We start from the raw sequence: 21,706 nt of genomic DNA on the forward strand, positions 1-21,706 counted from the left end.
GGTCTTGCTTGCCGGTGCGACCATAGAGACGTGGATGGCCGGGACAAGCCCGGCATGACGAAACAATAAGGCCCCGGCAAAACCGGGGCCTTTTCACGTGACGCCGAGGAAAAAATCAGCGCGAATAGAATTCGACGATCAGATGCGGTTCCATCTGCACCGCGAACGGCACGTCTGAGAGCGCGGGGATGCGGGCGAACTTCGCGGTCATCTTGCCGTGATCGACTTCGAGGAAGTCGGGCACGTCGCGCTCCGAGAGTTGGCTCGCTTCGAGAACCACGGTGAGCTGCTTGGAGGATTCCTTGACCTCGATGAGGTCGCCGACCTTGACCTTGTAGCTCGCGATGTTGACGCGGCGGCCGTTCACCTTGATGTGGCCGTGGTTGATGAACTGGCGCGCGGCGAACATGGTGGCCACGAACTTGGCACGATAGACCACGGTGTCGAGACGGCGCTCCAGCAGGCCGATCAGGTTTTCACCGGTGTCGCCCTTCATCCGGCCGGCTTCGACGTAGATGCCGTGGAACTGGCGCTCGGAAATATTGGCGTAGTAGCCCTTCAGCTTCTGTTTGGCGCGCAGCTGCACGCCGAAGTCGGAGAGCTTGCCCTTGCGGCGCTGGCCGTGCTGGCCGGGGCCATATTCGCGGCGGTTCACGGGGCTCTTCGGGCGGCCCCAGATGTTCTGGCCCATACGGCGATCGATCTTGTATTTCGCCTCACTGCGCTTAGTCATCGCGTCCTCTTTGAAGGTTTGAGTTTTGAGGAAACGCGCCCTCCTGTGCGCCGGGAAGTTCCCGGTGCCGACAGGCCCAACCCCCAAAGCTTGAAGGGATGGGCCACGGGTCGCGAAACGCAACGCGGGCCGAAACCGGCCCGCGAGCAGGCGTTTTCTAGGGAGAAACCGCTGCTATGTCAATTGGAAGGAGCCTGTTTGGGTAATGGAACCGTCATTCCGGGGCGTCGCGGTAGCGACGAACCCGGAATCTTGAGATTCCGGGTCTGGTCCTGCGGACCATCCCGGAATGACGGCCTTTCCGGCCGTCAGGTCGCGACCGCCCGAACCGGCTTTTGCTCGGCCTGCTGGCTCTGGCCGCGCAATTCGGCTGCGATCTCGCTGTTCAGCACCTGTTCCAGGCGGGTCAGGGCCTTGGCGATCAGGGCCGCGTCGGTGATCCGGTGATCCCAGCGGATCGCGACATTGATGGTCTGGTCAGGCTCGACCACGCCGTAACTGAGGATGAATGGCCCCGGGCTCAGCGCGTGCAGCTCACCCGCCCCGTAGGCGGCCACCGAGGTCACGCCAAAACTGCCGAACCAGTTGGCGCGCTGGCGGCCGAAATTCAGCCCCACCAGCCACATGAACCGCCGCAGCGGCAGCGGCAGCCGCGTCACCCGCAATATCTTGCGAAAGGCCGGTACCTCGCCGGCCGGCGCATTCTTGGCGTGCCGGATCTGCGCATCGATTTCGCTCAACGGCGATACGTCCGCCGAGGGGACCTTTTGCGGCAAGACACAATCGTGGCCGTCCTCGACTCGCGCGATGGCAACCATCGCGATGCTGCGCGGCAGTTCGTAAAAACTCGGCCACGGCCATTTGGCGTAGAGCGTGCGCAGGACGGGCTCATCCTTCGCCACCAGCGCGAACGCCTTGACGAAGATCGCGGCCCAGCCGGGCGGCTGCATCGCGAGCGCGCGGGCCTCCAGCAATGGCCTGACGTCGAGGGCGCGGGTGAGCGAAACAAAGGGTACGCCGATCGATGCGTGCATGAGGTCAGCGACGAGGCGGCGCGGCATTGAAATTTTTCGAACCGTTCCGCGCATCGTTCCACTCAGATTTCCGCAACAGCAAAGGGGAGCCGGATTACCTCGTCCGCCAAGCCACCATCTAGCACGAACAGACGGAGCTGACGCCAGTCCTTGCTATCAATCAATCAAAGCTGCCTCGGCGTCTCTTATCATAAATACCTTGAATGTGCTTGAGATTCTGGCGTGGACCTGTAGCCTCAGGCACATTGCAGGCACCCCTGCAGGTCCGGTTTTGTTGGACCGTCGGACGATGGCGCCAGGGCGAGTGTGCCGCATCCGATCCGGGGTGAATCTGGATTTGGCCCAGCCACTGCGCCTGCATCTTGACCGAGAGTGCCGGTGAAACGATGAATGATCTCGCCAAGGCTGGGCGACCCCGGAAAATACTCCGTCCGGCCGTCGTTGCATTGGCGGTGACGACTGCGACCCTGGCCGCGCTGGAAAGCTTTCTCCGCATTGCCGACTTCCGGGAGTTGCGCGAGGGCGTCAACGAGCGTTCGCTGAGCTATCGCCGCGTCCAACACAACAGCCTTGGTCTGCGCGACATCGAGTTCATTCGCGATTCCCGAACGACCATTATGTTCCTCGGCGATTCCTTCGTTTGGGGGCTGGATGCCGAGGCCGATCAGCGCTTCAGCGACTTGCTGAGAAAGCGCATCCCCGGTCACAACATCGTCGCCGCGGGTGTTTCGGGATTCGGCACCGACCAGGAGTATCTGCTGCTGCAGCGGCTATGGCCGAAGATCCAGCCGGCCGTGGTGGTGCTGATTTTCTGCACCCAGAACGATCGCCAGGATAACAGCACCAATATTCGTTACGAGGGCTATCAGAAGCCCTATTTCGTCGCGGCTGCGGATGGCTAGCTGGTGCTCCGAGGACAGCCGGTGCCCAAGTCGCGCCTGCAGGTCATCAAGGAAGACTGGCTGGTGCGCCATCTATGGCTCGCCCGGCTCGTGTCCGCGGTCCACCTCAAGGTCCGGGCCACAAGCTCGTCGCCGAACGCGTTCTCGGTCTGCTGTCCGGAAACAACATCGTCCCGGCGGGGGTTCGTTCGCCGGAATGATGACGCCGGTTGATACGATTTTCTTGATCATGTTTTCTTTTCTCCCTGTGCAGGGAGACTAGTACCCACTATCCGAAGTGACTGAGTCATATTTGCACTATCGTGCGGCGTTGCGGCGTGATTCAAGATGGCATGATAAGCGATGCCATGAAAGTCCGGCTGCGGCCGGGAGATCGCGCGATCCTTGAAGCGCGGTTGCGCGCCGGCAGCACCGAGCAGCGGCAGCTGTTGCGGATACGGATCGTGTTGGAGGCGGCCGGCGGGCACGCGACACGGGAGATCGCCCGCGAGCTGGAGACGACGCCGACCACGGTCAGCTTGTGGCGTATCCGTTACGCGCGCGAAGGCCTTGATGGGCTGGAGGATCGGCTGCGGTCCGGCACCCCGCCGATCTACGACGAGGCGACCGACCAGCGCATTCGCAAGGTTCTCGACCAGCCGCCGCCCAAGGGTTTTGCACGCTGGAACGGGCCACTGATCGCGCGGGCTTTGGGCGACGTCGATGTGCAGTATGTTTGGCGATCGCTGCGCAAGCAGAAGATCGATCTGGCCGGACGCAAAAGCTGGTGCGAGAGCAACGACCCGGATTTTGCGGCAAAGGCCGCCGATGTGGTCGGCCTCTATCTGGCGCCGCCGAAGAACGCGATCGTCCTGTGCGTCGATGAGAAACCGTCGATCCAGGCACTTGAACGGGCGCAGGGTTACTTGAAACTGCCGAACGGGCGCGCCCTGACCGGGCAAAGCCACGACTACAAGCGGCATGGCACGACAACCCTGTTTGCCGCCTTTGAGGTCGCCACTGGCAAGGTCCGGGCCACACACAAGAAACGCCGTCGCCGCAAGGAATTCCTCGACTTCATGGATGACGTCGTCGCCGCCTATCCAAAGGCACGGCTCAAGGTCATCCTCGACAATCTGAATACGCACCAGAAGAACGACGAATGGCTGAAACGCCACCCGCTTGTGACATTCCACTTTACGCCGACACGCGCCTCGTGGCTCAATCAGGTCGAGGGCTGGTTCTCCATCTTGCAGGGCCAGTCGCTGACCGGCGCATCATTCACCTCGGTCGAGCAACTCAAGCAGCACATTAATGCCTTCGTCAAAGCCTACAACAAACATGCGGAGCCGTTCATCTGGACAAAATCCAAAGTCCACCAGCGCCGCGTCAAAGGACGCCGTCTTAGTGACTTATGATTCCGGGTACTAGCAGCGCCGCGGTTGAGGGAAAGCGCGTGGGATGTGTTGGCCGGTACGGCGCGTTTCAGCGCTTGATGCCTTCGAAATTCGCCATGATGCCGCGCTGAAACAGCGACCAGTCGAAGCCGAGCGCCAGCGCCAGATAGCCGCGATCGATCATCGCATTGGCCTGTTCGGCGGTGCGCGCGACGCCGCCGATCGGCACGCCGCTTTTGAGAATGCCGGCCTCGGCGCGCGCCATCAGGGCCTGGACTTCGGGATCATCGATGCGGCCGCGCTTGTTGATGGAGGTGGCGAGGTCGCCGGGGCCGATCACCGCGACGTCGATGCCGGGGGTAGCCATGATCTCGTCGATGCGCTCGACCGCATCGACATGCTCGATCGTGACCATGCAGATCATGTCGTCGTCGGCGGTCGCCATGTAGTCGGGCATCGAGACGCCCCAGCGGAACGGTGCGTGGAACGGCCCCCGACAGCCGGTCGCCGCGCGGCGGATAGCGAACGCTGCGAACGGCTTTTTCGGCGCCCTCGCGGCTGCAGATCATCGGAAAATTGATGCCGAGCGCGCCGATGTCCATCGGCGCCTTCGCCAGCCAGGGCTCGTTGGATGCAATCCGCGCCAGCGGCATGCATGGCGTGCCCGAGGTGGCCGTGATCATCGCATGCGCGGAGCCGAGATCGATCGGGCCGTGCTCGAGGTCGACGATGATCCAGTCGAGCCCCGAACGGGCCATGATCTGCACGGTCTGGATGCTCGGAATGGTCGCAATGGCTCCGAAGGTGGGACGTCCCTCCCGCCACAGCTTGCGGAGACGGTTCAGGGGCGCAGGCGTCGGAGACGTCAAATGCGAAACTCCATCTTGATCACGCCGGGACGCGGCCGCCGAAAAACGGCGTCAGCGCCCGGCTCAGAGTGTGCGGACGGCCGGAGGTGAAATTCATTTCGGCGCCGGCGTGATCGGCCTCGCTGCCGGGAGGCCCGAGCAAGTCCGACACCCGCCGCGCGATCGCGGGGGCGGGATCGATCCAGTCCACCGGCCATGGCGCCAGCCTTTTGAGGCGATCCAGCAGCAGGGGATAATGGGTGCAGGCCAGCACCACGGTGTCGGTGCGCGCTGGATCGCTTGCGCCGGCCCCGACAAAGCATGGCGCGATCTCGGCTGCGATCGCGGCGTCGCCCACCGCTTCGCCGCTCAACGCCGTTTCCGCCAATGAGGCGAGCTCCGGCGACCCCACCAGTGTCACTTCGCAGCCCTGCGAGAAGTCGCGGATCAGCGCCCTGGTGTATTCGCGCTGGACGGTGCCCTTGGTGCCCAGCACCGACACCCGCTTGGTCCTGGAACTGGCGCAGGCCGGCTTGATCGCGGGCACGGTTCCGACAAAGGGCACCTGATATTCAGCTCGCAGATCCGACATCACCAGCGTGGAAGCGGTGTTGCAGGCGATCACCACCAGGTCGGGGGCGCGCGCGGCGATCAGTTCGCCGATCAGCGGCACCACCCGGGCGATGATCTGCTCCTCGCTGTGGTGCCCGTAGGGAAAGAACGCATCGTCGGCGACATAGACATAATGGGCGTCGGGCCGCGCCCGGACGATCTCACGCAAGACCGTGAGCCCGCCAAGGCCGGAATCGAAAACCAGAATCGTCGGAGGCGCTGACACGGCCGGGATCCTAGCCGATCCGGGGTTACCATTCAGTTGTTATTGCATGGCTGTGAGGAGGGCACGGCGCGGGTCGGGGAGGCGGGCCAAAGCCGCCGGCGGGTTGCGGCTAAATCCTTAGAATCGCTCCAAATTAGAGCGAGTCTCTTTGCGCCATAGCCGCGTAGCGGCTAACAGCGGCCTGATATCAGCACTCCATGAAAGAACGATCATGTTTGCCTCGCTTATGCTTTCGAAGACCGCGTTTATCGCCGCGCTGGGCATTGCATCAGTATCTGCCATGTCGACGGCCGTCGCGCAGACCGCCACCGAGATCCAGCTCAGCTACAAGGACAAGAAGTTCGAGCCGGCGGAGATCAGCGCCCCCGCCAACACGCCTGTCGTGATCAAGCTGAAAAATCTCGACGCCAAGGCGATGGAATTCGAGAGCAAGACCCTGAAGGTGGAGAAAGTGGTTGCCGGCGGCAGCGATGCGATTATCAATGTCCGCGCGCAAAAGCCCGGCCGCTATGAGTTTTTCGACGAATACAACGAGAAGACGGCTCGCGGCGCGCTGGTCGTAAAGTAAAAGGGGCGTCGTGCTCGCTGCTCTGATCATCGTATTCCGCGAAGTTTTCGAGGCCGGTTTGATCATCGGTATCGTGCTCGCGGTCACGCGTACCGTTCCGCACCGCAACCGATGGATCGGCGGCGGCGTGCTGGTGGGCGTGCTGGCCGCCTGCGTGGTCGCGGCGTTCGCCGGCGCGCTCTCCAATCTGTTCGCGGGGATGGGGCAGGAGCTGTTCAACGCGGCGATCCTGACCGTCGCCGTCGTGATGCTGACCTGGCACAATGTCTGGATGGCGCGTCACGGCAGCGAGCTCGCCGGCGAACTGCGCTCCGCCGGACAGGCGGTGGTCGAGGGGGCGAAGTCGCTGTTGGCGCTCGCGGTCGTGGTCGGTGTCGCCGTGCTGCGCGAGGGTAGCGAGGTGGTGCTGTTCCTGTACGGCGTGCTGGCGGCGGGGGGCGACTCGGCCTGGAGCGTGGCGCTCGGCGGCTTTGGCGGACTTCTGCTCGGCGCGCTCATCTGTGTGCTGACCTATGTCGGCCTGATCCGCATTCCCATGCGCGCGCTGTTCGCCACCACAACGGTGCTGATCGCGCTGTTGGCCGCGGGCATGGCGGCGCAGGCGACCCACTTTCTCGAACAGGCCAATTGGCTGACGGCGATGGACACCATCGTCTGGGACTCCGGCTGGCTGTTGTCGGATTCCAGTTTCCTCGGCCGCGCGCTGCACACCCTGATCGGTTACACCGATCAGCCCACCGCGATGCAGCTTGTGGTCTATCTGGCCATCCTGCTCGTGACCTTCGTGCTGATGCGGATCTACGGCTCGCCCGCCAAGGCGATGCCGGAGCCGGCGCACGGCTGAAATTCCGGCGCAGGCTTTCGGCAGTTCGATGCGGATCGCATCACCCCGCCGCACGTCGCCGTCCGCGATCACGCTGCTCGTGGCGACGCTTCGCGTCACGCTTCGCCGAACACCCGCCTGAAGATCGTGTCGACGTGCTTGAAGTGATAGCCGAGGTCGAACTGTTCCGAGATCTCGGTATCGCTGAGGTACTTCTTCACCTCGGCGTCCTTTTTCAGCAGCGTCTGGAAATCGCCCTGGCCGCGCCACACCGGCATCGCGTTGCGCTGCACCAGCTTGTAGGATTCCTCGCGGCTGCAGCCCTTTTGCGTCAGCGCGATCAATAGCCGCTGCGAATGCACGAGGCCGCCGAGGCGGTCGAGGTTCTTCTGCATGTTCTCGGGGTAAATCAGCAGCTTGTCGACCAGGCCCGCGAGGCGATTGAGTGCGAAGTCGAGCGTGACGGTGGCGTCGGGCGCGATCATGCGTTCGGCCGAGGAGTGCGAGATATCGCGCTCATGCCACAACACGACATTCTCCATCGCCGGGGTCACATAGGCACGCACCATGCGCGACAGGCCGGTGAGGTTTTCCGACAGCACCGGGTTGCGCTTGTGCGGCATCGCCGAGGAACCCTTCTGCCCCTCGGAGAAGAATTCTTCGGCCTCCAGCACTTCGGTGCGCTGCAGATGCCGGATCTCGGTGGCGAGCCGCTCGACCGAAGCGGCGATGACGCCGAGGGTTGCAAAATACATCGCGTGGCGGTCGCGCGGGATCACCTGCGTGGAGATCGGTTCGACCGCAAGTCCCATCGCCTTGGCGACATGGGCCTCCACGCGCGGATCGATCTGCGCGAAGGTGCCGACCGCTCCGGAGATCGCGCAGGTCGCGACTTCCTTGCGGGCAATCACCAGCCGCTCGCGGGCGCGGGCAAATTCCGCATAGGCATAAGCGAGCTTCAGCCCGAACGTCACCGGTTCGGCATGGATGCCGTGGGAGCGGCCGATGGTCGGCGTCATCTTGTGCTCGAAGGCGCGCTTCTTCAGCGCCGCCAGCACCTTGTCGACGTCGGCAATCAGGAGGTCGGCGGCCCGGGTCAGCTGCACGTTGAGGCAGGTGTCGAGCACGTCGGAGGAGGTCATGCCCTGGTGCACGAAGCGCGCCTCGGGGCCGACGATCTCGGCGAGATGGGTGAGGAAGGCGATGACGTCGTGCTTGGTTTCGCGCTCGATCTCGTCGATCCGATCGACGTTGAAGGCCGCATTTTTGGCCTTGGCCCAGATCGTCCTGGCGGCCTCCTTCGGGATCACCCCGAGTTCGGCCAGCGCGTCCGCCGCATGCGCCTCGATCTCGAACCAGATCTTGAAGCGTGTCTGGGCCTCCCAGATGGAGGCCATTTCCGGGCGGGTGTAGCGGGGGATCATCGACGACTCTGACGGTTCAGGGGTTACGCCGCGCTTTAGCAGAGCCGCCCCGGTGAGACAAACGCCGTCCCGGCGGCCTTGCGCCGCCGGCTGGCCACGGACGAACCCGCTCACGAAATATTGACTGACAGATATTGTAATCTGTCATCGCGATGGGCTATATAGCCCTCGACGCCAACATTGCGGCGTCAGCTTCGCCCGCCGGCCGATCGACCGCGGGCCAGCAGACTTGCAGAGGACTTCGCCATGACGATCGAGATCTTTCATCTGACCCAACAAATCACACGATGGCTTAATGCCCAGGTTGCCCGCCACCTTGAAGCGCAGGCCAGCCGGTTAGCCCGTTAAGAGGGCGGCGGTGGCCGCCCGCCACAACGACTGGAAGCAGACGGTGCGCGCATGAACGAGAATGTAGTTCTGACCCCCGAGCGGATCCTCGAAGTCACCGAGGACGTGCTGCGCCGCTACGGTCTGGCGAAGGCCACCGTGGTGGACGTCGCCCGCGCGCTCGATGTCAGCCATGGCAGCGTCTACCGGCATTTTCCGAGCAAGGCTTCGCTGCGCCAGGCGGTGGCCAAACGCTGGCTCGACCGCTTCAATGCGCCACTGCAGAAGATCGTGGACGCGTCGGGGCCGGCGCCGGCCCGGCTGGAGCGCTGGCTGCGCACGCTGTTTGCGAACAAGCACAAGAAGCTGTCCGACGATCCCGAGATGTTCGCGACCTATCTGGCGCTGGCCCAGGAGGCCTGTCAGGCGGTGAGTTCGCACAAGGAATGCCTCTGCGATCAGGTCGAACGTATTCTGGCCGACGGCGTCAAGCAGGGCGCGTTCGAGATCGCCGACGTCAAGGCCACTTCGCGTGCGGTGTTCGACGCCACCATCCGTTTCCATCATCCCGCCCATTCCGAGGAATGGAACGATGCCGGGCTCGCAGCAAGAATCGACGCCGTGCTGGCGCTGCTGCTCAAGGGGCTGGAAGCGCCGGGCAAGCGATAAATATCTCTGCGCGCGAATCGCCGCAGCACACCACACACCCCCTGTGTCTCTGCTGACCCGATCGCTGCCATCAGCGCGATTGCGGGACAGCCTCGCCCTGTTGTTTGATATCTGTCAATCTGTGCAGAGGCGCGGCCGGTGTCGTGCGGATGGAGGAAATTGTGCTGCTGGCCGTGTTTGCGGATATCCATGCCAATCGGCAGGCGTTCAGTGCCTGCCTCGACTATGCGCGGGCGCGCGGCGCGCGACGCTTCGCCTGTCTCGGCGATTACGTCGGCTATGGCGCCGATCCGGAATGGACGGTCGAGACGGTGATGGACCTCGTCAACAGCGGGGCGATAGCCGTGCGCGGCAACCACGACAACGCCATCAGCACGCCTTCCGAGACCATGAACGCCGAGGCCCAGGCCGCGATCGAATGGACGCGCGGGCGGCTGAATGCGGCACAGCGGCGCTTTCTGGCGGAACTGCCGCTGACGCAAAAGGAGGACGATCGCCTCTACGTCCATTCCGAGGCCAGCACGCCTGCTCGATGGCGCTACATCCAGAGCACGGCGGACGCCGCGCGCAGCCTGGTGGCGACCGACGCCCACGTCACATTCTGCGGCCACATCCATCAGCCGTCGCTCTACTCGATGTCGGCAACTGCGAAGATGACGAGTTTCATCCCGACATCGGGGGTGCCGGTTCAATTGCTTGGCGGCAGGCGCTGGCTCGCCGTTCTCGGCTCGGTGGGGCAACCGCGCGACCGCAATCCGGCGGCTTCGTTTGCGATGCTTGATACCGCAACCGGGGAAATCACCTATTGCCGCGTGCCCTACGACGTCGAGGCGGCGGCGCGGCGGATTCGCGAAAACGGGCTGCCGCTCTGGCTGGCCGACCGGCTCAAGGTCGGGAGGTAGGCGATGGTCAAGACGCTGGTTGAGCCCGGCGCCGTCATCGACGGCTTCACGGTCGGAGAGCGCGTCCATAGTGGCGGCATGGCGACGCTGTGGAGCGTGACCTGGCCCGACAGCGACACGCCGATGCTGATGAAGGTGCCGCGGATTTCCGAAGGGGAAGATCCCGCCGCCATCGTCGGGTTCGAGATGGAGCAGATGATCCTGCCGCGGTTGTCGGGGCCGCATGTGCCGGCCTGCTTCGGGGCAGGCGATTTCGCCCGCCAGCCCTATGTCGTGATCGAGCGCATTCCGGGCAAGACGCTGTACGAGCGCCTGAGCGAATTGCCGATCTCCTATGAAGAGGCGAGGGCGATCGTCGGCAAGATTGCCACCGCGCTGGCCGATCTGCACACGCAGAACGTCATCCATCACGACATCAAGCCGAGCAGCATCATGTTTCGTCCCAGCGGCGAAGCCGTGCTGATCGACTTTGGTTTGTCGCATCACAACCAGTTGCCGGATTTGCTGCAGGAAGAATTCCGGCTGCCCTACGGCACCGCGCCTTACATGGCGCCGGAGCGGCTACTCGGGGTGCGGGACGATCCGCGCAGCGACCTGTTTTCGCTGGGGGTGCTGCTCTACTTCTTCACCACGGGCGAACGGCCGTTCGGCGAGACCGAAACCCTGCGCGGCATGCGGCGGCGGCTGTGGCGAGATCCGCACCCTCCGCGCCGGCTGCGGGCGGACTATCCGCCCTGGCTGCAGGAGATCGTGCTGCGGTGCCTCGAGATCGAGCCGGTCTGGCGTTATCCGACGGCGTCGCATCTGGCGTTCGATCTGGGCCATCCCGACCAGGTCAAGCTGACCGCGCGAGCGGAGCGCCTGGTGCGCGATCCCCTCAGCACGGTCTGGCGCCGCCGTTTCAACCGCGGCCTGACCCAGCCGAAGCCGAAAGCGGATCTGGCGGCGCAACTGGCTTCATGCCCGATCCTGACGGTCGCGATCGACACCACGGAGGGATCGGAGCAGCTCAACGAGGCGCTGCGCGTCACCGCCGAAAGGATTCTCGCCACCCTGCCTTCCGCGAGGCTGGCCTGCCTGAACGTTCTGAAGCTCGGCCGCGTCACCATCGACCGGACCCTCGACGAAGAGGGCAACAACAAGCACATCGAGCGGATGGTCGCGCTCAAGCATTGGGCGTCGCCGCTCAAGCTCGACGAGGACCGGCTCACCGTCCATGTCCTCGAAGCGATCGATCCCGCTTCCGCGATCCTCGAATTCGCCGAAGCCAATCATGTCGACCATATCGTGATCGGCGCGCGCCAGAGTTCGCTGGTGCGCACGCTGCTCGGCAGCGTTTCCGCCAAGGTGGCGGCGGAAGCGCCGTGCAGCGTGACCGTCGTGCGGCCGCCGCGGCAGGCGCCGCTGCAGGAGCTGGAGGGAACAGGCAAGGAGCCCGGGGAGGCAATGTTCTAGCTGCGCTCCCCTTTCGAGCGGCTGCCCTCGATCGGTTGGTCGGCCAACGCTGGATGGCGCGGTTGCGCGGGATGGCGTAAGGTTCGGCGCGGGGGTTCTGCTGTTCGTGAAGGAGGATTTCCCATGTACGCCGCCATTCGCCAGGGCAAGGCCAAGGCCGGCATGGCCGAAGAGCTGACACGCAGGATCAAGGAAGGCGCCATTCCAATCATCAGTGATGTCGAAGGCTTCATTGCCTATTACGTGGTCTATGCGCCCGACGACACGGTGACGGCGATCAGCATCTTCAACAATTTCGCAGGCGCGGAGGAGTCGAACAGGCGCGGTGTCGCCTGGATCGAGCAGAATCTGACGCCACTGCTCACCGGGCCAGCCACAGCCATCGCCGGACCGGTGATCGTTCATACGCTGGCATGACCGCGTCCTCGTGCCCGCTCGAGGATATCCCGCACGGCCGAGGCGTCGCGAATGCAGCGAAACCCGTAGCGGCCGGTGTAATCGGTATCGGGAGAGCGGGTCGAAACCCCTGAGGCGAAATTCAGGTGGCCGGCGCCGCGGCCGATGTCGAGAATCTCGAACGTGGCGTCCATGTCCGCAAAGGCGGTTGCGGTCACGGTCCGCTTGCCCCAGGCCGTGCGCAGGATCAGCGCGCGCCGGTTGGTGATCACGCACAGCGTCTGCAGGTCGTGCAACAGCATCACCAGCGGCGCCGCAACCATCACGGCCCCGGACAGCAGAAGGAATGGCGTCGATTGATCGATCCAGCCCCGGGAGATCGCGATCGCCGTGACAAGCAGCCAGGGAAATCCGATCCACCACAGAAAGCGCCACATCATCATGTCGGCAACGCCGTCGGGCTGGCCCTGCCACAGCACGCGCTCGCCGGGTTCAAGCGTTTCCGAAAGCAGCCGCCGCAGCCCGGCCGAAAACAACGTCGATCGCAATTCGTCCATGGTCATGTTCGTTGGTCGCGGCAACGCAGGAATGCGTTCGACCAGGAACGACCAGGGTGCGTCAGATCGCTTCGCCGCGCGCCAGCGCCGCCGCGTTGCGGATCGCGGAAATGTTGGCCTTGTAGCTTTCCGTGGTGCCGCCCTTGAACACGGCGGAGCCGGCGACGAAGGCATTGGCGCCGGCGGCGGCGAGCTGACCGGACACATCTGCGCTGACGCCGCCATCGACCTCGATGTCGATCGGCCTGCCTGCGGTCATCGCGCGCAGGTCCTGGATCTTGCCGAGCGCCGAGGGGATGAAAGCCTGGCCGCCGAAGCCGGGATTGACCGACATCACCAGCACCAGATCGACGAGGTCGATGACATATTCGATCGCCGAGATCGGCGTGCCCGGATTGAGCGAGACGCCGGCCTTCTTGCCGAGTGCGCGGATCGCCTGCAGCGATCGATGCAGATGCGGGCCCGCCTCGGCATGCACCGTGATGTGATCGCAGCCGGCCTTGGCGAAGGCCTCGAGATAGGGATCGCAGGGCGCGATCATCAGATGCGCGTCGAACACCTTGCTGGTGTGCGGCCGCATCGCCTTGATGACGTCGGGGCCGTAGGAAATGTTGGGCACGAAATGGCCGTCCATCACGTCGAGATGGATCCAGTCGGCGCCCGCCGTATCCACGGCGCGGACCTCCTCGCCGAGCCTGGCGAAATCGGAAGCCAGGATCGACGGCGCGATGACCAGGGGGCGGGGAGCAAATTGTTGAGACATGAGCGCTGTTTTCCGGGCCACTTTGCAAGCGTGCAGAACGGGAAGCGTGCGGTTTTCGCGTAACACGCGCCAAGCCCGGGAGCAATGCGGGCTGGCGGCACCTCGGAAGCGGAAAATTCTGCCGTTGGCGGCATCAATTGCCGGGCAACCGCGGATCGCTCGGGACGAAAAGCCGCTGTTTTGTGGGGTTTTCGCGATGGCACGGCGTTTGCTCACTGTTCGGCGTGGAAGTGAAGGGCCGCGCCATGCGGCCAATGTCGGAGTTCTGCCATGCTGCTAGGTCTCGGCGCCGCGTCATCGGCTCTCGGCGCGCTGCAGTCGCTCACTGCGAAGAAGTCGACCCCGACCACCGGTGTCACGCAGAACAGGCAAACGCCGGATTTCTTCGGCCGCACCGAAAGCCCAGGTTTGTTGTCCAATTCGAGTGCGGCGCCGAAGGGCTCCTCCTCGAAGTCCGGCGCGCTGTCGCCCGAACTGATGAGCGCCTTGCTCGCTGCGCTCGGCCAGACGGATTCCTCGACAGGCGGGTCCGACGGCGCATCGTCAGCAGGCGGATCCAATCCGCTGAAGGACCTGTTCGCGCAGATCGACGCCGACGGCGACGGTAAGCTCAGCAAATCGGAATTCGAGAATTCGCTCGGCGCCGGCGGAACCAATACCGCGCAGGCCGACGACGTGTTCAGCAAGATGGACAAGGATGGCGACGGTTCGGTCAGCCTCAACGAGATAATGTCGGCGCTGCAGGGCAAGGTTCACCGCCACCAGCATCAGGTCGGCGGTGCCACGGATGCGGGCGGTTCGGGTTCGGACCCGCTGATGAAGACTTTGCAGGGCGCAACCAGCACAACGGTCACCAACAGCGACGGTTCGACCACGACGTCACTGACCTATGCCGACGGTTCCAAGGTAACGATGACGTCGCCGGCGGCATCGTCAGCATCCGGCGCCGCGACCTCGTCCTATAATTTCATCGAGCAGATGATTGCGCGGCAGGCCAAGGCGATTTCGTCGGCGGCGACCGCCTCGCTTTCGGTCAGCGCCTGACCCCCTTGAACGCGCGCGGGTGAAATCCTGCCGCTAACCGAAGCGGTCCTTCCACGCCGGTAGCGCGCCGGGGAAGGGCAGGGCTGTTGCCTCGTAAACGCCGCGCGCGATGGCGCGGGCCACGACATTGGCCGCGACCATGCCGAGCTCGGTGAGGCCGGCAAGCGGATCGATCGGCTTTTCGCCGGTGGCCGCGGCGAACACCACGTCGCCGTCGAGCGGCGCATGCACCGGATAGATCGCGCGCGCAAATCCGGTCTGCGCGATCATCGCCAGCCGCTGGGCCTGGGGCTTGGTCAGCGCCGCGTCGGTCACAACTACCGCCAGCGTCGTATTCTCCACCGCGGTCGCGGCCGCGCCGCCCTTGATCCGCATCGCCAGCATCCCGGGCGTGAACTGCGGCGGCCATCCGCGGCCGCCCAGTTCACCGCCGCTTTCAAAGGGCGCGGCCCAGAACCACGGCCCGTCGCCGACGGTGACGCTGCCGACCGCATTGACCACCGCAAGGGCCGCAACCTTGACGCCGCCGCGCGTCGCCGCCGACGCCGAGCCGATGCCGCCCTTGCAAGTGGCGGTGGTGGCGCCGAGCCCGGCGCCGACGCTGCCGAGCGCGAAGTCTTCGCCCGCCGCCACGGCGGCGGCGTAGCCGAGATCGCGGTAGGGCGGGAAGCGGCCCCAGGCCTTGTCGCCGCCGTTCAACAGATCGAAACAGATCGCGCCGGGTACGATCGGAATCAGCGCGCCGCCGACCGCAAAGCCGCGGCCTTGCTCGGCCAGCCAGGCCTGCACCCCGCCGCCGGCCTCGAGCCCGAACGCCGAGCCGCCCGAAAGCGCGATGCCGTGGATCTGCTCCACGGTATTGGCGAGGTCGAGCACCGCGCCCTCGCGGATACCGGGACCGCCGCCGCGGATATCGATCGCCGCCACCGCCGGCGTATCGAAGATCACGGCGGTGACGCCGGAGGCCAGCGTGGCGTCGTCGGCGTGGCCGACGCGGACGCCGGCAATATCGGTGAGGAGGTTCTTCATGCGACGTTCCCTGCGGAGCGCAGATGAGCGCAGGGCTGCGCTGCGGTCAACCGCGTCGCACGCAGCGATGCTCCCATCGGCTCGCTACCAACAAAAAACGCCCCGGCGAACCGGGGCGTTTGATGTCTTGATGGACCGGTCAGACCTTACGAGCCCTTCGGGTTGATCTCGACGTAGTTGCCCTTGGCGTCCCACTTGTAGACGACATAGTCGAGTACCTTGATGTCGCCCTTGGCGTCGAATTCAAGCTTGCCGATCACGGTGTCCCATGCGCCGGCCTTGATCGCCTCCATGACCTTCTTCGGATCGGTGCTGCCAACCTTCTTCACCGCCTGCGACCAGACCTGCATCGCGGCGTAGGTGTAGAGGGTGTAGCCTTCGGGATCGATGTTCTTGGCCTTGAACTTCTCGACGATCGCCTTGGCGGTCGGCTTGTTGCGCGGGTCGGGTCCGAAGGTGAACAGCGTGCCTTCGCCGGCGGGGCCGGTGATCGATGCAAACTCCTTGTCGGCCAGCGCGTCGCCGGCCATCAGGGTGGTCTTCAGGCCCTGGTCGCGCATCTGGCGCACCAATAGTCCGGATTCCTGATGGTAGCCGCCGACATAGACGAGATCGATATTGTCGCGCTTCATGCGTGAGACGATCGCGGTGAAGTCCTTGTCGCCCTTGTTGTAGGACTCGAACATCTTCTCGGTGAAGCCAGCCTTATTGAGCGCCTTCTTGGTCTCGTCGGCTAATCCCTTGCCGTAGGTGGTCTTGTCGTTGAGGATGGCGACGTTCTTGCCCTTGTAGTTCTTGGCAATGAATGCGGCGGCGACCAGGCCCTGCTGATCGTCACGGCCGCAGACCCGCGCCACGTTCCAGAGCTTGCGCTCGGTGAACAGGGGATTGGTCGAGGCCGGGGTTATCTGCAGCACGTTGCCGTCGGCATAGGCTTCCGACGCCGGGATCGACGACGAAGAACAGTAGTGGCCGGCGACGAACGGGATTTTCGCACTGGCGAACTTTTCCGCTATCGAACGGGCCTGCTTGGGGTCGCAGGCATCGTCACCGACCTGCAGCGCGAGCTTCTTGCCGAGCAATCCACCCGCGGCGTTGAGATCCGCCACCGCCTGCTCGGCGCCGTTCTTCATCTGCCGGCCGAATGCGGATTCGCCGCCCGTCATCGGGCCCGCCACTCCGATGGAGATGTCCTGTGCCAGCGCTGCCGTCGACAGCGCGAAGGTCGCGCCCAATGCCAGGCCGATGAGTTTCAGTGATTTCATGGTTGGTCCTCGCGATAATCGCTACGGTAGGGACCCGGCCCCTCGCCGGGTTCGAGAAGAGGGGGGCATTGTCGGCTGAATTTGGTCCGAAGTCATCGGCGATTTTCGGGCAAATCCACCATTCATTCGCCGCATCTTGCCGCAGCCGGCCGCGCCACGGGGGCTAACCCCGCCGGCCGCCTTCCAGATACGCAGCGCGGATTTCCGGGCGCTGCAGCAGCTCGCCGCCGGTACCTTCCAGCGTGATCAGGCCGTTGACCATGACGTAGCCGCGATGGGCCAGCTTGAGCGCATGATTGGCGTTCTGCTCGACGATCAGCACGGTGAGGCCGTCCTGCCGGTTCAGGGTCCGGATGGCGTCGAAGATCTGCCGCGCGATCAGGGGGGCGAGGCCCAGCGATGGCTCGTCCAGCATCAACAGGCGGGGGCGGCTCATCAGCGCGCGGCCGATCGCCAGCATCTGCTGCTCGCCGCCGGACAGCGTGCCGCCGCGCTGGGCCATCCGCTCCTTGAGCCGCGGAAACAGTGTCAGCACGCGTTCCAGCCCGGCGGCGCGGTCGGTTTCGCTGCTCTCGGTCGCGTCGGCTCCCATCTGCAGGTTTTCCGCCACGCTCATGCGCGGAAAAATCCGGCGGCCTTCGGGCGACTGCGCGATGCGCAGCCGCGCGATCTCGTGGGTCGGCACCGCGGTGATGTCGTGGCCGTCGAACAGGATCTGGCCCGAGCGGGCGCGCGGCCGGCCGAACACCGTCATCATCAGCGTCGATTTGCCGGCGCCGTTGGCGCCGATCAGGGCGACGATCTCGCCGGGGTTGATGGTGAGATCGACGCCTTTCAACGCTTCGATCTTGCCGTAGGCGGCGCGCAAGGACCGGATCGCGAGCAGGGGCGTGGCGGACGGCGCGGTCACGTTCCGCTCTCCATCACCGCGATCGCCTCGTCCTCGTCGGCGCCGAGATAGGCTGCGATCACCTTGGGATCGTCGCGGATCCGTTGCGGCGTGCCTTCCGATATCTTCACGCCGTAGTCCATCACCACGACATGGTCGGAGATTTCCATCACCACCGACATGTCGTGCTCGATCAGGAGGATCGAGGTGCCTTGTTCGGCGCGGATCGAGAGCAGCAACTCGCTCAAGGCGGCGCTTTCGCGCGCGTTCAGTCCGGCGGCCGGCTCGTCGAGACAGAGCAGCGCGGGTTCGGTGCACATCGCGCGCGCGATTTCGAGACGGCGCTGGTCGCCATAGGGCAGGTTGCCGGCGGCGTCGTCGGCGCGGTCGATGAGCCCGATGCGCTCGAGCCAGAGCTTTGCCAGGTCGATCGCGCGTTTTTCCGCCGCGCGCCACGACGGTGCGCCGATCAATCCGAGGAAGGTCAGGCCGGAGGCCAGCATCAGCGCGTTGTGCTGCGCGACCATCAGGTTTTCCAGCGCGGTCATGCCGGGAAACAGCCGGATGTTCTGGAACGTGCGCGCGACCTTGGCCTGTTTGGAGATCCGGAAATCGTTCAGCCGCTCGAGCCGGATCTCGGCGCCGCCTTCATGTTGCAGCCGCATCGTGCCGTCGCTCGGCTTGTAGAATCCGGTGATGCAGTTGAACACCGTGGTCTTGCCGGCGCCGTTCGGTCCGATCAGTGCGGTGATCTTGCGCCGTTCGGCGCCGAACGACAGATCGTTGACGGCGACGATGCCGCCGAAGCGCATCGACAGGCGGTCGACTGTAAGAATGCTGTCGCCGCTCATCCATGCCCCTCCTTGACGAGGTCGGATGAGATGGCTTGGCTATGGTGCAGGAACACGGTCGGGGCGCGATGGCCGATCAGCCCGCGCGGCCGCCAGATCATCAACAGCACCATCGCCAGTCCAAACACCAGCATGCGATACTGGTCGAGGCCGCGGAACAGCTCGAAGCCGCCGATCATGGCCAGCGCCGCAAGCGCGACGCCGAGTTGCGAGCCCATGCCGCCGAGCACGACGATCGCCAGTACCAGCGCCGATTCCTGGAAGGTGAAGGATTCCGGGCTGATGAAGCCCTGCCTGGTGGCGAAGAACGCGCCGGCGAAACCGCCGAACATGGCGCCGGTCGCGAATGCCGTCAGTTTGGTGGTTGTGGTGTTGATGCCGAGCGCGCGACAGGCGACTTCGTCCTCGCGCAGCGCTTCCCAGGCGCGGCCGATCGGCAGACGTCGCAGCCGGATCGTCACCCAGTTGGTGAGCAGCGCCAGCGCCAGGATCAGATAGAACAGAAACACGATGCGGTGGGTCGGCGAGAATTCGATGCCGAGTTTCGCCGCAAGGCCGTCGTCTCCCGGCGTCAGGGGAATGCCGAACAGACTCGGCCGGGGAATGCCGGTGACGCCGTTCGGGCCGCCGGTCAGGCTTTGCCAGTTGATGATGACGAGGCGGATGATCTCGCCGAACGCCAGCGTCACGATGGCGAGATAGTCGCCGCGCAGCCGCAGCACGGGAAATCCCAGGAGCACGCCCCAGAATGCCGCGAGGATGCCGGCGAGCGGCAGGCAGACCCAGAACGACAGTCCGAAATTCGTCGCCAGCAATGCGTAGGAATAGGCGCCGACGGCATAGAACGCGACATAGCCGAGGTCGAGCAGCCCGGCGAGCCCGACCACCACGTTCAATCCCCATCCCAGCATCACATAGGTCAGCACCAGAATGCCGAGGTCGAGGATGTAGCGCTCGTTGTAAAAGATCACCGGCACCAGGAAGGTGAAGACCAGCAGCACCGGCGCGATCCATCGTCCTGTGGTCGCCAGCACGCTCTGCACGGGTTGCGGCACGTTCCTGACGGTGCCGACCGGTCCCCACCACTGCCGCAGCAATTCGACGACGATGCTGCCGCCGAACACGGTGGCGACCATGGCGGCGAGATCGCCGAACCGGGTCCAGTAGATCAGTTGCCCGGAAGGGCCCGCCTCGGTGCGCACGCCGATCATCAGCGAGAACAGCACCAGCGCGACCAGCGCGCTGATCAGGGCTTTCTTGAAGATGAAGGCTGCGCCGGGGCCCCGCGATATGGCCGTCGCCCGGGGCGCGGGTGCTGTCACGCCGCCCATCAGACTTTTTCGACTTCGGGACGGCCGAGCAGGCCGGTCGGCATGAAGATCAGCACGACGATCAGGATCGAGAACGCGGCGACGTCCTTGTATTCGACCGAAAAATACGCCGACCACAGCGTCTCGATCAGGCCGATCGCGAGCCCGCCCAGCATCGCGCCGGGCAGCGATCCGATGCCGCCGAGCACGGCGGCGGTGAAGGCCTTGATGCCCGCGACGAAGCCCATGAAGAAATCCACCAGCCCGTAATAGAGCAGGTACATCATGCCCGCGACCGCGGCGAGCGCGGCGCCGATGACGAAGGTCATGGAGATGGTGCGGTCGACGTCGACCCCGAGCAGCGCCGCCATGGTCTGGTCCTGTTCGCAGGCGCGCATGTCGCGCCCGAGCCGGGTCCGCGCCACCAGCCAGGTGAACAGCGCCAGCAGCACGACGGTCGTGACGACGACGATGATCTGGATGTTGGAGAGCTGCACCACGAAGCCGCCGGCGCCCTCATGCAGCGTGTAGCCGCCGGTGATGATCGGCGGCACCGGCTTGACCCGGGCGCCCTGCGCCACCTGCGAGTAGTTGGTCAGCACGAACGACATGCCGATCGCCGACAGCATCGGCGCGAGGCGGAACGAGTGCCGCAGCGGCCGGTAGGCGATGCGCTCCACCGTCCAGCCATAGAGCGCGGTGATCGCCATCGATACCAGCAGCACGATCAGGAGGATCACGGGAACGAAGGTGAGGCCGAACGAGACCAGGATCAGGAACGAGATCAGCGCGATGAAGCCGCCGATCATGAAGATATCGCCATGGGCGAAATTGATCATGCCGACGATGCCGTACACCATGGTGTAGCCGATGGCGATCAGGCCGTAGATCGAGCCGAGCACGATGCCGTTGATGAGTTGCTGGGCGAAATAGTCCATGCGCTGCCGTTGTTTCGATGACGCGGCGGTGGCCCCGGCAGCCGGTACGACGCGTCGTGTCATTTTCTAACAGCGGGAACCGGGTGCGGCAACAGCGCGGGGGGCGGCTCGAAGGGCTTGTACAGTGGTCATTTTACGGTCGGAGTTCCCGGCGGGGCCGCGGCAACGCGACTCTGCCAGGCAATGATCCCGCCGGAACCGGCCTTTCCAGCGCAACCAAAATCGGTTTTGCGAGTTACCCGCCGGTTAGGTTCAACAAGGGAGATCCCGATGTCCAACCAGAACCAGAAGCCGGGCCAGCAGAATCAGAAACCGGGTCAGAAGCCCGGCCAGCAGCAGGGCGGCGGCCAGAAGCCCGGCCAGCAGCAGCAGGATCCGGGCCGTCAGGGCCAGAACCCGAACCCCAACCCGGGCCAGCGGGCAGGTCACTAGTTCGGACTTGATGTCAGCGCGAGCAGGAAGGGTCCGCCGAGAGGCGGGCCTTTCTTGCGGTGCTCGCCCCAAAACTAAAATATCGAAAACAACCCCATGCAAAGTAACCTAGCGTCGCTGGCATCAGCGCCTTTGAGCGATCCCGCGAAAACATTTGACACGTCGGGCAAATCACCGGCACTATTCCACCATCACGCAATTTGTAGAACGCTTATGGTCCTGCCCGACGGACCTTCCGGTGCGATTGCAGGCAAAAAAACCCCGACAATTGAAGCTGCAGCGGTTCGCCAGAGCGAATGATCGCCTGCGCCTTGCCGGTGCCGGGTCCGGGTA

Annotated in this window: 22 protein-coding genes and 1 pseudogene; 10 read left to right on the forward strand and 13 right to left on the reverse strand. The window is 64.6% G+C overall.

Annotation, left to right across the window (positions count from 1 at the left end; genetic code table 11):
• Positions 1–115: 115 nt before the first annotated feature.
• Positions 116–733: a 30S ribosomal protein S4 gene (gene rpsD / locus KMZ29_RS10820; protein WP_215623670.1), complete on the reverse strand. Its 618-nt coding sequence runs from the start codon at positions 731–733 to the stop codon at positions 116–118.
• A 308-nt stretch (positions 734–1,041) separates the two neighbouring features.
• Positions 1,042–1,821 carry an acyltransferase gene (locus KMZ29_RS10825; RefSeq protein ID WP_215623671.1) on the reverse strand — a complete coding sequence of 260 codons (780 nt, stop codon included), beginning with the start codon at positions 1,819–1,821 and terminating at the stop codon, positions 1,042–1,044.
• A gap of 332 nt (positions 1,822–2,153) precedes the next feature.
• Between KMZ29_RS10825 and KMZ29_RS10830 the strand changes: the two genes are divergently transcribed.
• On the forward strand, positions 2,154–2,669 hold the full coding sequence (locus tag KMZ29_RS10830; RefSeq protein ID WP_215623672.1) for an SGNH/GDSL hydrolase family protein: 516 nt from the start codon (positions 2,154–2,156) through the stop codon (positions 2,667–2,669).
• 332 nt (positions 2,670–3,001) lie between these two features.
• Positions 3,002–4,066 (forward strand): IS630 family transposase, encoded by a 1,065-nt coding sequence (locus KMZ29_RS10835; protein ID WP_215620943.1) that lies wholly within the window; start codon positions 3,002–3,004, stop codon positions 4,064–4,066.
• A gap of 67 nt (positions 4,067–4,133) precedes the next feature.
• Here the strand turns inward: KMZ29_RS10835 and KMZ29_RS10840 are convergent.
• Both KMZ29_RS10840 and murI read right to left on the reverse strand, forming a co-directional pair.
• Positions 4,134–4,914, reverse strand: a pseudogene (locus KMZ29_RS10840) (HpcH/HpaI aldolase family protein).
• Positions 4,915–4,933: 19 nt separating this feature from the next.
• Positions 4,934–5,731, reverse strand: coding sequence for a glutamate racemase (murI, locus tag KMZ29_RS10845; RefSeq protein WP_215623673.1), 798 nt, complete (start codon positions 5,729–5,731; stop codon positions 4,934–4,936).
• A 211-nt stretch (positions 5,732–5,942) separates the two neighbouring features.
• Between murI and KMZ29_RS10850 the strand changes: the two genes are divergently transcribed.
• Together KMZ29_RS10850 and KMZ29_RS10855 are read left to right on the forward strand one after the other, a co-directional pair.
• On the forward strand, positions 5,943–6,299 hold the full coding sequence (locus tag KMZ29_RS10850; RefSeq protein ID WP_249779891.1) for a cupredoxin domain-containing protein: 357 nt from the start codon (positions 5,943–5,945) through the stop codon (positions 6,297–6,299).
• A gap of 10 nt (positions 6,300–6,309) precedes the next feature.
• A complete protein-coding gene (locus KMZ29_RS10855; protein ID WP_215623674.1) occupies positions 6,310–7,143 on the forward strand; it encodes an FTR1 family iron permease in 834 nt (277 codons plus the stop codon).
• 95 nt (positions 7,144–7,238) lie between these two features.
• On the opposite strand, the gene purB is transcribed toward KMZ29_RS10855, so the two are convergent.
• On the reverse strand, positions 7,239–8,546 hold the full coding sequence (gene purB / locus KMZ29_RS10860; RefSeq protein WP_215623675.1) for an adenylosuccinate lyase: 1,308 nt from the start codon (positions 8,544–8,546) through the stop codon (positions 7,239–7,241).
• A gap of 399 nt (positions 8,547–8,945) precedes the next feature.
• Here purB and KMZ29_RS10865 point away from each other — a divergent pair, with 399 nt between their 5' ends.
• From KMZ29_RS10865 to KMZ29_RS10880, 4 genes are all read left to right on the forward strand, one after another.
• Positions 8,946–9,542 (forward strand): TetR/AcrR family transcriptional regulator, encoded by a 597-nt coding sequence (locus KMZ29_RS10865; protein ID WP_215623676.1) that lies wholly within the window; start codon positions 8,946–8,948, stop codon positions 9,540–9,542.
• Positions 9,543–9,703: 161 nt separating this feature from the next.
• Positions 9,704–10,444, forward strand: coding sequence for a metallophosphoesterase family protein (locus KMZ29_RS10870; protein WP_215624227.1), 741 nt, complete (start codon positions 9,704–9,706; stop codon positions 10,442–10,444).
• A 3-nt stretch (positions 10,445–10,447) separates the two neighbouring features.
• Positions 10,448–11,899, forward strand: a complete 1,452-nt coding sequence (locus KMZ29_RS10875) for a serine/threonine protein kinase (protein ID WP_215623677.1) — start codon at positions 10,448–10,450, stop codon at positions 11,897–11,899.
• A gap of 123 nt (positions 11,900–12,022) precedes the next feature.
• Positions 12,023–12,316 carry an antibiotic biosynthesis monooxygenase gene (locus tag KMZ29_RS10880; RefSeq protein WP_215623678.1) on the forward strand — a complete coding sequence of 98 codons (294 nt, stop codon included), beginning with the start codon at positions 12,023–12,025 and terminating at the stop codon, positions 12,314–12,316.
• Here KMZ29_RS10880 and KMZ29_RS10885 read toward each other — a convergent pair.
• Together KMZ29_RS10885 and rpe are read right to left on the reverse strand one after the other, a co-directional pair.
• On the reverse strand, positions 12,301–12,852 hold the full coding sequence (locus KMZ29_RS10885; protein ID WP_215623679.1) for a hypothetical protein: 552 nt from the start codon (positions 12,850–12,852) through the stop codon (positions 12,301–12,303). The genes KMZ29_RS10880 and KMZ29_RS10885 overlap by 16 nt on opposite strands.
• Positions 12,853–12,913: 61 nt before the next feature.
• Positions 12,914–13,615, reverse strand: a complete 702-nt coding sequence (rpe, locus tag KMZ29_RS10890; protein WP_215623680.1) for a ribulose-phosphate 3-epimerase — start codon at positions 13,613–13,615, stop codon at positions 12,914–12,916.
• A gap of 270 nt (positions 13,616–13,885) precedes the next feature.
• Between rpe and KMZ29_RS10895 the strand changes: the two genes are divergently transcribed.
• The gene (locus KMZ29_RS10895) at positions 13,886–14,659 is read left to right on the forward strand and encodes an EF-hand domain-containing protein (RefSeq protein ID WP_215623681.1); all 774 of its coding nucleotides are present in this window, start codon (positions 13,886–13,888) and stop codon (positions 14,657–14,659) included.
• Between the two features lie 33 nt (positions 14,660–14,692).
• On the opposite strand, the gene KMZ29_RS10900 is transcribed toward KMZ29_RS10895, so the two are convergent.
• The 6 genes from KMZ29_RS10900 to KMZ29_RS10925 all read right to left on the reverse strand — a co-directional run bounded on the left by KMZ29_RS10900 (position 14,693) and on the right by KMZ29_RS10925 (position 20,941).
• Positions 14,693–15,688 (reverse strand): P1 family peptidase, encoded by a 996-nt coding sequence (locus tag KMZ29_RS10900; protein WP_215623682.1) that lies wholly within the window; start codon positions 15,686–15,688, stop codon positions 14,693–14,695.
• A gap of 146 nt (positions 15,689–15,834) precedes the next feature.
• Positions 15,835–16,953, reverse strand: a complete 1,119-nt coding sequence (locus KMZ29_RS10905) for a branched-chain amino acid ABC transporter substrate-binding protein (RefSeq protein ID WP_215623683.1) — start codon at positions 16,951–16,953, stop codon at positions 15,835–15,837.
• Positions 16,954–17,116: 163 nt separating this feature from the next.
• The gene (locus KMZ29_RS10910; RefSeq protein WP_215623684.1) at positions 17,117–17,863 is read right to left on the reverse strand and encodes an ABC transporter ATP-binding protein; all 747 of its coding nucleotides are present in this window, start codon (positions 17,861–17,863) and stop codon (positions 17,117–17,119) included.
• Positions 17,860–18,693, reverse strand: a complete 834-nt coding sequence (locus KMZ29_RS10915) for an ABC transporter ATP-binding protein (protein WP_215623685.1) — start codon at positions 18,691–18,693, stop codon at positions 17,860–17,862. The genes KMZ29_RS10910 and KMZ29_RS10915 overlap by 4 nt, the downstream gene beginning before the upstream one ends.
• Positions 18,690–20,024: a high-affinity branched-chain amino acid ABC transporter permease LivM gene (gene livM, locus KMZ29_RS10920; protein WP_249779892.1), complete on the reverse strand. Its 1,335-nt coding sequence runs from the start codon at positions 20,022–20,024 to the stop codon at positions 18,690–18,692. Before livM ends, KMZ29_RS10915 begins: the two co-directional genes overlap by 4 nt.
• Positions 20,024–20,941, reverse strand: coding sequence for an ABC transporter permease subunit (locus KMZ29_RS10925; RefSeq protein ID WP_215606652.1), 918 nt, complete (start codon positions 20,939–20,941; stop codon positions 20,024–20,026). Before KMZ29_RS10925 ends, livM begins: the two co-directional genes overlap by 1 nt.
• A gap of 270 nt (positions 20,942–21,211) precedes the next feature.
• Here KMZ29_RS10925 and KMZ29_RS10930 point away from each other — a divergent pair, with 270 nt between their 5' ends.
• On the forward strand, positions 21,212–21,373 hold the full coding sequence (locus KMZ29_RS10930; RefSeq protein WP_215623686.1) for a hypothetical protein: 162 nt from the start codon (positions 21,212–21,214) through the stop codon (positions 21,371–21,373).
• Positions 21,374–21,706: the final 333 nt, after the last annotated feature.

It is taken from the genome of Bradyrhizobium sediminis (assembly GCF_018736085.1).
GTDB classification, from domain to species: Bacteria; Pseudomonadota; Alphaproteobacteria; order Rhizobiales; family Xanthobacteraceae; genus Bradyrhizobium; species Bradyrhizobium sediminis.